This is a genomic window from Spiroplasma endosymbiont of Poecilobothrus nobilitatus, from assembly GCF_964030655.1.
Taxonomy (GTDB): domain Bacteria; phylum Bacillota_I; class Bacilli_A; order Mycoplasmatales; family Mycoplasmataceae; genus Spiroplasma.
On record NZ_OZ034915.1, the window covers coordinates 1235351 to 1248482 of the forward strand.

The window sequence follows — 13132 nt, forward strand, 5'->3', positions numbered from 1 at the left end:
TTATTTTTAAAAAAGAAAATTGTAAATTTTTAATATGTACAAATAATTAAATCTAAGTTTAAAAAATCTAACATTAACTGTCAGAAAAATTCATTTTTTTCAATTTCAAATGGTTTTAAAATTAGAATTACAACATTTTGTAATCTTAATACTAATTATTGATTATCCAATAATTGAATAGCATTAGTTAATATTTTTTCATAATTAAAGCCTGCTAAAGAATCATTTGCGGGACCAATTAGTTTGGCTGTCCTTTTTAAAAGTAATCGTTGTAAACGCTCATATTAATCATCAAAATAATTTCGTTTAATATAAAATAAAACTCAACTTCTTTTTCAAAATCATTAGTATTTTTTGACTTTTTGCGACGAAAAATATTACGATGATTACCAGTTGTATATCTTTTAGCAACTAAATTTGATAAATCTGTTGTTAAATCAATATTTTCTTCAACCTTTACTGTTACAATAAACAAAACTCGTAAGACATAACCAATAAAAATTTGATTATTTTTGTCATTAAAATCATAATATTTTAAAATATCTAAGCAAGCCATAATATCATTACGCAGTGATTCTGTTTGATAACGATGATATAGTTTAGTTAATTCATCAACTAAAACTTTAATATTACTATCCATCCTACCCCCGCTTTATGCTCCTATTATGATTTTACCATATCTGATGAAATTACAAATGGTAAATTAATATTATGTTTTTGCAAAAAGATAATTTTTTCTAACCATGATAATTGTTTAAAAGCTGCTTCACGTTGCATTGCTTCAGAACGAGTTGCATATTCTTCACTATAAATTATTTTGACTGGTCGTCGTTTTGCTAAAGCGGTATATTTTGCCCCAATGCCCATATTTTGTTCTTCTTCACGCCGACTTAAATCAACCCCATAACCAGCATAGAGTGTTTCATCAGCACAGAATAAGACATAAAAATAATGTTTGCATCATATTGCTAAACCATCGTTTCAAAATCAAGCGCCTTGTCAGCTCAATTAACATTAAAATTAATATCATGCGTTGTAATTAGAACTGTTCCATCAAAGGCTTGAATTGCTTCTAACAATGCTTCTTTGGCCAAAACATCAACATGGTTCGTTGGTTCATCTAAAATTAGTAAACTACATGGTTGCAGAGATAATACCGATAACCGAACCTTTGTTTGTTCACCACCCGACAATTTTGTCATCTGATTTTGCATTAAAGTACTTTTAACGCCAAAGTTGGCTAAAATACTTCGAATTCGCCCTTCTTCCAAGTCTGGATATAAGTTTTTTAAATATTCAATTGGTGTCATATCCATTAATTGTTCAATTTGATGAAAATACGCAATAACTACTCCATTACCAATTTTTAATGTTCCGCCTAACTTTGGAATATTTCCCGCTAAAGTATTTAGAAAGGTCGTTTTTCCAATTCCATTATATCCCCGCACAATACATTTTTCGCCATCACGAATGTCAAATGTTAATGGCTTAATTAAAGGAAAATGATATCCTATTGCTAATTGCTCTGCGCTAATAATAGTCGTACTAGCTGGTCTCTTATATTTAAAAACAAATTTTGGTTTTGTTAATTCATGCCGTTTATCCATTACTTCGATTTTATCAATTTGTTTTTGTCGTGACTGGGCACTTCTTGCTGTTGAAGCACGATCCTTATTTTTTGTGACATAAGTTTCCAATTTTTTAATTAGACGTTCTTGACCTTTTTGTGCTTTATCATATTGTTCATTTTTTAATTCACTTAATGCTAAATATTGTTGATAATTACCAATATAGCGATTAATGCTTAAATTTTCAAAAGCATAAATCACTTTTGCTACTTTATTAATAAAATCAATATCATGCGAAACAACTAGAAACGCTTTTTCATAATTTTGCAAAAATTTGGCTAATCATTCAACTTGTTCTAAATCTAAAAAGTTAGTTGGTTCATCTAATAACAAAAAATCATTTTCTGATAATAATAACTTTGCTAGGATAATTTTTCCCCGTTTACCACCCGATAATTCGGATAATTTAACATTCAACTTTTCTGGATCAATTCCTAAACCATCAACTAAAATACGAATTTCCTTATCAATTGTTTCAAAACCATTTTGATCTAAGTGTTCTTGTAATTTCAGTGCTTTGACAAGTTCATCTTCATCATAATTAAGACTCATTTTTTCATAAATTGCATGAATTTTTTCCTCAATTTCAAATAAATGTTGATATGTTAATTTTAAAAATTGATCAACTGTTAATGTTCCGTCTAACTCTTGGTGTTGGTCTAAATAACCAATTTTTATCCTTGGATGCAACTCAATGTTTGCTTCGTCAGGAGTAAGTTTTCCATAAATAATACTTAATAATGTTGTTTTCCCTGTTCCATTTGCTCCAATTAAAGCTAAATGTTCACCTTTATTAATTCGAATTGCTGAATTTTTATATAAAACTTTTCCACCGTTAGCATGACTTAAATTTTCAATATTAATTAAACTCATTTTAACCTCAATCCTTTATTCCGAGATATAATTATATCTTATTTTAAGAAAAATAAAAAGAAGTTAAATATATCAAGATTAACTTCTAAAAATAAAATCTTATTTATTATTTTTTATTATTAATTATTTTACTAACCCTAAAAAAGTTTTTGGTTCTAAACTAGCACCGCCAACCAAAGCGCCATCAATATCTGGTTGAGCTAATAATTCTTGAATATTTTCCGGTTTAACACTACCTCCATATTGAATTCGTATCACATTTGCTACTACTTCATCATAAAGACTAGCAATTTTTGCTCGAATTATTGCACAAACATTTTGCGCAATCTCAGCTGTTGCTGTTTTCCCTGTTCCAATTACTCAAATTGGTTCATAAGCAATAACAATTGTTTTTGCATCTTCAAAATCAATACCTTGTAATGCTTTTTCAATTTGTGTTTCAACAATTTGCTGTGTTTCATTGTTTTCATATTGTTGTAATGTTTCACCACAGCAAATAATTGGCACCATTCCTTTTGCTAAGATTTTTTTTGCTTTTAAGTTTATTGTTTCATTCGTCTCATTAAACATTTCGCGACGTTCTGAGTGTCCAATAATAACATGCGTAATCTTTAAATCTTGCAACATTTCAACTGAAATTTCACCAGTAACAGCCCCAAAATCTTCATAATGACAATTTTGAGCCGCAATAATTAAATGATGTGCATGTTGTTTTGCCACTGCTAAATTAACAAATGGTACTGCAATACCAGCTTCAAGTTTTAAATCATGACATACATTATCAACTTGTTTTAAAAAGTCAATTGTTTCATTCGTTGTTTTATACATTTTTCAATTTCCAATAATAATTGGTTTTCGCATTTTTCTCTCTCGTTTCTATCTAACATTTTAATTATATACTTAAATTTTAATGATTTCTTAATAAAATACTTTAATTTTTTAGAAAACTCTTGATATTTATAAAATATACCTAAAATTAGGTATATTTTTAATATAATAGGTGAATAATTAATGGAAAAAATAATTGAATAATTAATAAATAGTTTAACAGATGATCAATTTTTAGAATTTCATGAAAAAGTCAAAAAAGAAGCAGAATTAATTAAAAAACAAAAACGCTTAAATGAAATTAATCAAAAATTTAGGGATAAAGGTATTAAATATCCTAATTGTCAATCTTTTTATTGTGTTAAAAATAGTCATAATCCTTAAGGAAAACAAAAATATTTGGTCGTATAAATAAAAGTAGGGTAAAAATATAAAAATTAGAAATTAATGTAAAAGCAATATCACTTACAAAAAAGTGGTATTTTTTTTAAAAAAAAATAAATATTTAAAATAGTGAAACGGCAATATCTTTTTAATTAGCTCTAAGCATTTCCGCTTTCTTGTTTCAGTTAATTTTAATAATATATTTATTAAATTAAGGTATTGCCCTTCCACTATTTCAAAACACTTTTAAAAAATTAATGGCACACTAGCTTTATATTATTTTAGTTAATTTAATATTTTGTTTAATAACTAACTGTTCTTTGAAAACTTAATAGTATTTTTCGGTGTGCCATTTTTTACTATTTTGCATATTTTCAATGTGCCAAAATTTATTTTTACTATATATTTAATATATTTATTTAAATGGAATGGCAAGGGTTTTTTGGACAAATTTTATGTAAAATAATAATTTCTGTATTGCACTGGTGTTAAATAATTTAATTTGCTATGAATTCGAATATTATTGTACCAATTAATGTAATCAAATAATTGGATAGGATACAATTATTAGGACCATAATTATATAGACTTCAAAATTAGATAAAATTATTAAGAAAGAAGGAATATAAAAATGGGAAATAAAACTTCATACTCTGAAGAATTTAAAAAACAAATTGTCATGCTATATAAAAATGGTAAAAGTGTTATTAATCTAGGGCAAGAATATAATTTACCAAAACCAGCTATTTATGGTTGAGTTAAAAATTATAATAATTCTGGTTCATTTAAAGCAAAAGACAATCGCACAATAGAAGAAAATGAAATAATAACTTTACGAAAAGAACTTAAAGACTTGAAAATGGAAAATGACATTTTAAAGCAAGCCGCACTGATAATGGCCAAAAAATAACAATAATTAATAACAACAAAACAAAATATTCAGTAAGAAAAATATGTAAGATTTTGGGTTTATCAAAATCAACGTATTATTATCAAACTAATAAATGTATTAACAAGCAAGTTAATAATTATGAACAAGAAATTATCAGTGCCTTTAATAAAAGCCGCAAAATTTATGGGGCTCGCAAAATTAAAGTTATTTTAAACAGAAAAGATATCATCTTATCGCTGCGAAAAATCAGATTCTTTATGATCAAAAATAATTTGGTTTATAAATACACCAAATTAAAATATCATAATCATAAAACAACAGTCAATAATGACCAAATTAATAATATTTTAAATCGTCAATTTAACAACAAAAAACCTAATGAAGTTATTGTTAGTGATTTAACATATGTTCAAGTTGGCGCTAAATGACATTATATTTGTTTATTAATTGACTTGTTTAATCGTGAAATAATTGGTTATAGTGCTGGGCCGAATAAAACAGCCGAGCTGGTCCAACAAGCTTTTCATAAAATAACACGACCATTAAATCAAATAACTCTATTTCATACTGATCGTGGTAATGAGTTTAAAAATAAAATCATTGATGAAATTTTAATAACTTTTAATATTAAAAGATCATTAAGCAATAAAGGATGCCCTTATGATAATGCTGTGGCTGAAACAATTTACAAAACTTTTAAAACTGAATTTATTAAGGGTAAAAAATTTAAAAATTTAACACAATTAAAATACGAACTTTTTGATTTTGTGCATTGATATAACAATATTCGTATTCATGGCAGTTTAAATTATTTATCTCCAGTTACTTTTAGAAAACAAATGTCTATATAAAAAGTGTCCTAAAAAGTGTTGCCATTCCAATCAACCAATAATTTAATTGTCTTTGTCTCTGATTTTGTGTTTGTTGGTTGTAAATTATTTGGTCTATTTGTTGTGTCAACTACAGGGGAATTTCTCTGATTGTCATTAATAAGCACTAGGATGATTGGGTTGATCTTCTGGTGTTAAAGCAAAATTATAATGAGTTCCATTATTAACATGAAATATATTTATTGTATTACTTGAATTTTGATTAATTGGTTGATAAGGACTGTCATTATTTACATTAATATTAGCATTTAAAAGATTACTCATTGCTACTATTTATGGAGTACCACCCCATGTTGATGATTCTCTCATTCTTTCTAAATAATTGCTTGCAACTTCATTATTTTCTTGAATAAGATTTCTAAATGTTAATTCACCACCATTATTTAAAACTGTATCTAAATTTCTTTCAATATAATCAACAACGTTATTACGAAAGTCATTTGTTACTAAATTATTTGCTGTTTGGTCTTGATATCAATCTTGTCTAGAAATATGATTTGTTAAATCAAACTGTTGTAGTAATTTTTGAATAGATCTTCAATTTTTTATATTTTCTTTACCAAATAATTGAATAAATCTCGCTCCAAATTCTTCATTTTCATTGCGTACTGGTAATAAATAAGCAGTTGCTACAGCTCAAAATAAACAACTATTATCACTAGGAACATCATATCAAATATTTTGATTTGATAATTTAATATTTTTACTTTGCGTTTTATTTGTGTCACCTTGTGATTTATATCCAAAAATATTTGTGTTAATAATGTTATTATATGTAATATACTGGTTTAAAAAAATACGTTTTAATCATTCAAAATATGATTCATTTTTTATATTTATTTTTTGTGCCTCACTTATTTTTTCTATTTTTTTAGAAATTTTAAAAACAACTTTTACTGTATCATTTAGATTTATATTTTGTTAAATTGATTCAATAATTGCAGTAGTATCAGTAATGCTATTATCTTGTATTTTAACTTGATTAATATCTACGTTAGAATTTAATTCTTTAACACAATTTAAAATTGTCTGTGAACTATTATTTGATATTTCTTCTAACTCAGTTTGTGTAATAACATCTGATAATTCAATTTTTAATAATGTTTCTAATTCTTTCTCTATTTGTTTTAAATTATTTTTAATTTTTGTTTTTTCTTCTTCATTTTGTGTTTTTTCTAGTTTTTTATTTAATGATTCTATTTTACTTTTTAAATTCTGAAAATTTTTTAAAAGATTTTCAATTTTTATATTTTTTTTATATTTTAAAAAAAGAAAAGATATTAGACAATTTTCAATTTTAATACTAGTATCAGCGCCATTATCAAGTAATAATTTAACCATTTCTTTATTATTTTCAATCATTGTTAAATGTAAAGGGATTGATCCATCTTTATCTTGAAGATTAACATCAGCGCCATTATCGATTAAAAATTTAACCATTTCTTTATTATTTTCAATCATTGTTAAATGTAAAGGGATTGATCCATCTTTATCTTGAAGATTAACATCAGCGCCATTATCGATTAAAAATTTAACCATTTCTTTATTATTTTCAATCATTGCTGAATATAAAAGTAGAGTGCACCCATTTTAGTAAGTACTAATAAAAAGTATTTACTATTTTTTTAATTATATCTTTTTCTTTACGATTTGAATATCATGTATTTCATTTTATAACATCTTGTATATATTCTTCATGTGAATTATATATTTTATTATGGATTGTAGCTTTCTTAAGTAATGAATGAAAACTTTCTATAACAATCTTATCTACACAGTGGTATTTTTTCCCCATTGAAATTATAATACCGTTAGATAAACATTTATCGTGATAAATAGTGGATGTATATTGATATCCGTGATCTGAGTGAATTATTATTCCATTCAGATCTTTTTTTTTATTAATTTTATTTTATTAATTGCATCATTTAAATTATCCATTACTAATTTATTGTCATTATATTTAGATCACTTTACATCAACTATTTATTTAGTATATCCATCAATAATTGTTGATTGATAATATCTTTCTCCTTTTCAAATTAAATATGTTACATCAGTATATAGTACTGAAAACCTTTTTTGGAATGGCAACACTTTTTAGGACACTTTTTATATAGACATTTGTTTTCTAAAAGTAACTGGAGATAAATAATTTAAACTGCCATGAATTCGAATATTGTTATATCAATGCACAAAATCAAAAAGTTCGTATTTTAATTGTGTTAAATTTTTAAATTTTTTACCCTTAATAAATTCAGTTTTAAAAGTTTTGTAAGTTGTTTCAGCCACAGCATTATCATAAGGGCAGCCTTTATTGCTTAATGATCTTTTAATATTAAAAGTTATTAAAATTTCATCAATGATTTTATTTTTAAACTCATTACCACGATCAGTATGAAATAGAGTTATTTGATTTAATGGTCGTGTTATTTTATGAAAAGATTGTTGGACCAGTTCGGCTGTTTTATTCTGCCCAGCACTATAACCAATTATTTCACGATTAAACAAGTCAATTAATAAACAAATATAATGTCATTTAGCGCCAACTTGAACATATGTTAAATCACTAACAATAACTTCATTAGGTTTTTTGTTGTTAAATTGACGATTTAAAATATTATTAATTTGGTCATTATTGACTGTTGTTTTATGATTATGATATTTTAATTTGGTGTATTTAGAAACCAAATTATTTTTGATCATAAAGAATCTGATTTTTCGCCGCGATAAGATGATATCTTTTCTGTTTAAAATAACTTTAATTTTGCGAGCCCCATAAATTTTGCGACTTTTATTAAAAGCACTGATAATTTCTTGTTCATAATTATTAACTTGCTTGTTAATACATTTATTAGTTTGATAATAATACGTTTATTTTGATAAACCCAAAATCTTACATATTTTTCTTACTGAATATTTTGTTTTGTTGTTATTAATTATTGTTATTTTTTGGCCATTATCAGTGCGGCTTGCTTTAAAATGTCATTTTCCATTTTCAAGTCTTTAAGTTCTTTTCGTAAAGTTATTATTTCATTTTCTTCTATTGTGCGATTGTCTTTTGCTTTAAATGAACCAGAATTATTATAATTTTTAACTCAACCATAAATAGCTGGTTTTGGTAAATTATATTCTTGCCCTATATTAATAACACTTTTACCATTTTTATATAGCATGACAATTTGTTTTTTAAATTCTTCAGAGTATGAAGTTTTATTTCCCATTTTTATATTCCTTCTTTCTTAATAATTTTATCTAATTTTGAAGTCTATATAATTATGGTCCTAATAATTGTAGCCTATCCATATTCATATTAATTATTTTATGTTGCAAAACATTATAAATAATAATACCAGTTTGACCAATTCCAGCATGGTCAATTGCAATAATATATTTTAATTTATTTGGTTTATTTTTTTTCTCAATTTGTAATATTTTTCAACCATCTGCAGCCAAATCTAAAATATCATTAATTTTATAATGTTGCATATATGAATTAATAACATCTCATTTATCTTCAAATAAATTTAAGTACATTTTTGCTCATTCTAAACATTGTAAATCATAATTATTTTTGTGTTGCGAAATACGACAATCAATAGGTTGACAATTAACTCAATCAAACGAAGTTTTTATTTCATTTCAAGCTTTATTAATATATTTACTTTTATATTATTGCATAATATTTTATTCCCTTCTTTCTATTTATCTTTTTAAATAAACAGAAAATTCCTTTGTTGGTTAATATTTTGATATTTATTAAAAATATTTATATTTTGATTTAATTAGTTAATTCGCCACCACTCACCCCCGAAGTGAGGTGGATGGCGATACTAAAACTCTATATTTAAACAGAGTTTATCCCCCAACGGAAGTAAAACAAATTTACCCAGTTATTAATCACTCTTCATCCACCCCTAGACAACTTTATATAAAGAAAATAACCTTTTGGAGTTCCAACCATCTTGTTTTTTTAGTGTCCGATATTGTTTTTTCGGTTTAACATCACTCTTTTTATAAAAACAAGCAAAAAACAAGCGCTCTGACATTTCGCAAGTGATTAATCTTGCCGAGAATTAAAGAAATAAATAGGATAGTAAATCCAATCGCTTTCGCACTTTCTTTAAGGCTTCGTGCCATAGATGAGTTATTCATCTTTAAACATCAAAAAATATTAAGTTTTAAAAATTGAATCTTGGATTAATCGTTAGATAGTATCTTTATTTATTTTTTATCTCATTATCTTTTTTTAATTCTTAGTTTATCAAATGTATTTTCTAGTAATATATTTAACAATTAACTAATAATTAAATAAAACAATTATTAAAAAATTTTTTAAGAAAAGAAAGGATTGATTTTTCAGAAAAAACCTATTTTATTAAATGTAAAAGATAATATCTAACGATTAATCCAATAAATATAATTATTTTTTGCAAAATAAAAAGCACTTTATTTTTTCAATAAAGTGCTACATTTTCATTTACAATTTACAATTTAAAAAAGCAATATGTTATAGTTAAATTGTAGGAAAAGGAGAACAACAAGAATGAAAATTGTGATTGGGAATGATCATACAGGTATTGAAATGAAAAATGCAATTGTTAAACATTTAATTAAAAAAAAATATGAAATTATTAATTTAGGTACAGATAGTATTGAAGCAGTTGATTATCCTGATATTGGTCAAGCTGTTGGTGAACGAGTAATTAAAGAAAAAAATAGTATTGGAATTATAATTTGTGGAACAGGAATTGGAATTTCAATTGCGGCAAATAAAGTAAAAGGAATTAGGGCAGCATTGTGTAATGAAACAATGCTAGCAAAATTAGCGCGCGAACATAATAATGCTAATGTTTTGGCATTGGGTGCTAGAATTATTGCAAATCAAAATGCAATTTGAATTGTTGATATGTTTTTAAATAGTACTTTTGATGCTGGTCGTCATGCGCTTCGTGTTGAAAAACTTAATAACCTTTAGGATAAAATTATGAATAATTGAGATAATTTATTTTTGTATCCTTTTTTAACAATTTTACTTATATTAGGATATATAACTAATTTGGTTAAAAAAGGAATAAAATTTTTTTATCAATGAGTTTTTATTATTCAGCATTTTTGTTTTTGGTTAGCATTATCATGTTCACTAACTTTAAATTATAATTTTATCATTTTTGATTTTGCCAAAAATATTAATTCAATTACTATTTTATTAGCAGTTAGTACGTTTTTATATGCTGCAATCTTTTTTATTCCAGGTTCATGAATTACAGGATTATTTCAAAGTCGGAAATTATGGTTTTGAATTTCATATTGCTTAATGTTTTTAGGAATTTTATTAGTTTTTATTTTACCGCAAAATTGAATTACTATGACTATTTGTACGATTGCTTTTGGCTTTGGTGTTTCAACGAATTTATTATGATATTTAAGTTTTAATGAGATTTATTTCTATCGAACTAATCCTTTTGCAACAGTAACTTTAAATTTACCAATTGTTGTAATAGCGAATATGGCTGGTGCTAATGTATTGATGTTTGTTAAAAATTTTAATAATAGTGGATTAACATTACATTATATTATTTTTGGAATAATTACTATTATCCTAATGTTTTCATTTGCTTTTTGTTTTTATATGCCGGAAATTAAAAACAATATTGGTGCTTTTTCTCCGAAAGTTTTAAAACATTTTAGTACATTTTCATGATGAAAAATTATTGTTATTCTTAGTTTATTATTTTTTATTGCTATTTTAAGAGAATTAAGTCAAGGTGATTTTTTAAATATTATTTTAGCACAATAAACTTGAGTACGTTATCACAGTAAAATAATGATGGAACATTATTTACATTTAGTTCAGGAAATTTGATGGTTTGCGCAAATTATTGGAGCAATGTTTATTTATTTTTTTATTATAAAAATTGGAATTAAGAATTCATTAATTTTAGCATTAATAATTTGAAGTCTATATTTTGTTTTTGTTGCTATAATTTCAATTCCGGAAGTTTTATTAATTTGTCAATTTTTAAATGGTTTTGCAATGATATTTTTGTTTGGAATTTTATTTTCAATTACAATGATGTGGAATTATCGGATTCAAAATCAACCTGTCACGGGTTGTTTTTCAGCATTAAATGCTTTAGTAACATTTCTTGTACAGTTTTTAATCCCGGTTTTTGCGCATTATCAAGTTGGTATTTTTAGTAATTTAAATTTAGATTGAAATTTACCATTTATTAAAAATAATTTATTTTTAGATTCATTAAAGCAAGTTATTTTATATTTATATTCTGTGCCATTAGTTGTTTTATTTTAATTGTTGTTGCTTTCTTTAGCACTAAATTTATTAGTGGTGAATATTATATTATAACCCAAACCAAGTTGAAGGTGGATAGGCTACAATTATTAGGACCATAATTATATATACTTCAAAATTAGATAAAATTATTAAGAAAGAAGAAATATAAAAATGGGAAATAAAACTTCATACTCTGAAGAATTTAAAAAACAAATTGTCATGCTATATAAAAATGGTAAAAGTGTTATTAATCTAGGGCAAGAATATAATTTACCAAAACCAACTATTTATAGTTGAGTTAAAAATTATAATAATTCTGGTTCATTTAAAGTAAAAGACAATCGCACAATAGAAGAAAATGAAATAATAACTTTACGAAAAGAACTTAAAGACTTGAAAATGGAAAATGACATTTTAAAGCAAGCCGCACTGATAATGGCCAAAAAATAACAATAATTAATAACAAAACAAAATATTCAGTAAGAAAAATATGTAAGATTTTGGGTTTATCAAAATCAACGCATTATTATCAAACTAATAAATGTATTAACAAGTAAGTTAATAATTATGAACAAGAAATTATCAGTGCCTTTAATAAAAGTCGCAAAATTTATGGGGCTCGCAAAATTAAAGTTATTTTAAACAGAAAAGATATCATCTTATCGCTGCGAAAAATCAGATTCTTTATGATCAAAAATAATTTGGTTTATAAATACACCAAATTAAAATATCATAATCATAAAACAACAGTCAATAATGACCAAATTAATAATATTTTAAATCGTCAATTTAACAACAAAAAACCTAATGAAGTTATTGTTAGTGATTTAACATATGTTCAAGTTGGCGCTAAATGACATTATATTTGTTTATTAATTGACTTGTTTAATCGTGAAATAATTGGTTATAGTGCTGGGCCGAATAAAACAGCCGAACTGGTCCAACAATCTTTTCATAAAATAACACGACCATTAAATCAAATAACTCTATTTCATACTTATCGTGGTAATGAGTTTAAAAATAAAATCATTGATGAAATTTTAATAACTTTTAATATTAAAAGATCATTAAGCAATAAAGGCTGCCCTTATGATAATGCTGTGGCTGAAACAACTTACAAAACTTTTAAAACTGAATTTATTAAGGGTAAAAAATTTAAAAATTTAACACAATTAAAATACGAACTTTTTGATTTTGTGCATTGATATAACAATATTCGGATTCATGGCAGTTTAAATTATTTATCTCCAGTTACTTTTAGAAAACAAATGTCTATATAAAAAGTGTCCTAAAAAGTGTTGCCATTCCAAAGACTAGCCAATTAGTTAGAATGGTTGTTATC

At 25.0% G+C, this 13132-nt stretch carries 12 protein-coding genes and 3 pseudogenes; 5 read left to right on the forward strand and 10 right to left on the reverse strand.

Going from position 1 to position 13132, the window contains the following annotated elements; translation table 4 throughout:
- Positions 1 to 256: 256 nt before the first annotated feature.
- From AAHM76_RS07170 to AAHM76_RS08705, 5 genes and pseudogenes are all read right to left on the reverse strand, one after another.
- Positions 257 to 640, reverse strand: a complete 384-nt coding sequence (locus AAHM76_RS07170) for a hypothetical protein (protein WP_342255952.1) — start codon at positions 638 to 640, stop codon at positions 257 to 259.
- A 23-nt stretch (positions 641 to 663) separates the two neighbouring features.
- The gene (locus tag AAHM76_RS07175; protein ID WP_342255953.1) at positions 664 to 1008 is read right to left on the reverse strand and encodes a GIY-YIG nuclease family protein; all 345 of its coding nucleotides are present in this window, start codon (positions 1006 to 1008) and stop codon (positions 664 to 666) included.
- Entirely contained in the window at positions 969 to 2501 is a 1533-nt protein-coding gene (locus AAHM76_RS07180; RefSeq protein ID WP_342255954.1) for an ABC-F family ATP-binding cassette domain-containing protein, read from the reverse strand. Before AAHM76_RS07180 ends, AAHM76_RS07175 begins: the two co-directional genes overlap by 40 nt.
- A 123-nt stretch (positions 2502 to 2624) precedes the next feature.
- Positions 2625 to 3362: a triose-phosphate isomerase gene (gene tpiA, locus AAHM76_RS07185; RefSeq protein ID WP_342255955.1), complete on the reverse strand. Its 738-nt coding sequence runs from the start codon at positions 3360 to 3362 to the stop codon at positions 2625 to 2627.
- An 804-nt stretch (positions 3363 to 4166) separates the two neighbouring features.
- Positions 4167 to 4265 (reverse strand): annotated as a pseudogene (locus AAHM76_RS08705) (IS3 family transposase); the annotation flags it as partial.
- Between the two features lie 79 nt (positions 4266 to 4344).
- Between AAHM76_RS08705 and AAHM76_RS07190 the strand changes: the two are divergent.
- A protein-coding gene (locus AAHM76_RS07190; RefSeq protein WP_342255956.1) for an IS3 family transposase occupies positions 4345 to 5456 on the forward strand; the annotation gives its coding sequence in 2 pieces (ribosomal slippage) (positions 4345 to 4588 and positions 4588 to 5456; 1113 coding nt in all).
- A 135-nt stretch (positions 5457 to 5591) separates the two neighbouring features.
- Here AAHM76_RS07190 and AAHM76_RS07195 read toward each other — a convergent pair.
- The 5 genes and pseudogenes from AAHM76_RS07195 to AAHM76_RS07215 form a co-directional block, all read right to left on the reverse strand.
- Entirely contained in the window at positions 5592 to 5759 is a 168-nt protein-coding gene (locus AAHM76_RS07195) for a hypothetical protein (RefSeq protein ID WP_342255957.1), read from the reverse strand.
- 657 nt (positions 5760 to 6416) lie between these two features.
- Positions 6417 to 7055 (reverse strand): ankyrin repeat domain-containing protein, encoded by a 639-nt coding sequence (locus tag AAHM76_RS07200; protein WP_342255958.1) that lies wholly within the window; start codon positions 7053 to 7055, stop codon positions 6417 to 6419.
- Between the two features lie 40 nt (positions 7056 to 7095).
- A complete protein-coding gene (locus tag AAHM76_RS07205; RefSeq protein ID WP_342255959.1) occupies positions 7096 to 7290 on the reverse strand; it encodes a hypothetical protein in 195 nt (64 codons plus the stop codon).
- 317 nt (positions 7291 to 7607) lie between these two features.
- Positions 7608 to 8719, reverse strand: a pseudogene (locus AAHM76_RS07210) (IS3 family transposase).
- A 52-nt stretch (positions 8720 to 8771) separates the two neighbouring features.
- A complete protein-coding gene (locus tag AAHM76_RS07215; protein ID WP_342255960.1) occupies positions 8772 to 9032 on the reverse strand; it encodes a hypothetical protein in 261 nt (86 codons plus the stop codon).
- Positions 9033 to 10041: 1009 nt separating this feature from the next.
- Here AAHM76_RS07215 and rpiB point away from each other — a divergent pair.
- The 4 genes and pseudogenes from rpiB to AAHM76_RS07235 all read left to right on the forward strand — a co-directional run bounded on the left by rpiB (position 10042) and on the right by AAHM76_RS07235 (position 13070).
- Positions 10042 to 10473, forward strand: coding sequence for a ribose 5-phosphate isomerase B (gene rpiB, locus AAHM76_RS07220; protein ID WP_342255961.1), 432 nt, complete (start codon positions 10042 to 10044; stop codon positions 10471 to 10473).
- Between the two features lie 339 nt (positions 10474 to 10812).
- Entirely contained in the window at positions 10813 to 11295 is a 483-nt protein-coding gene (locus AAHM76_RS07225) for a hypothetical protein (RefSeq protein WP_342255962.1), read from the forward strand.
- Between the two features lie 27 nt (positions 11296 to 11322).
- Positions 11323 to 11808, forward strand: a complete 486-nt coding sequence (locus AAHM76_RS07230) for a hypothetical protein (RefSeq protein ID WP_342255963.1) — start codon at positions 11323 to 11325, stop codon at positions 11806 to 11808.
- Positions 11809 to 11961: 153 nt separating this feature from the next.
- Positions 11962 to 13070 (forward strand): annotated as a pseudogene (locus tag AAHM76_RS07235) (IS3 family transposase).
- Positions 13071 to 13132: the final 62 nt, after the last annotated feature.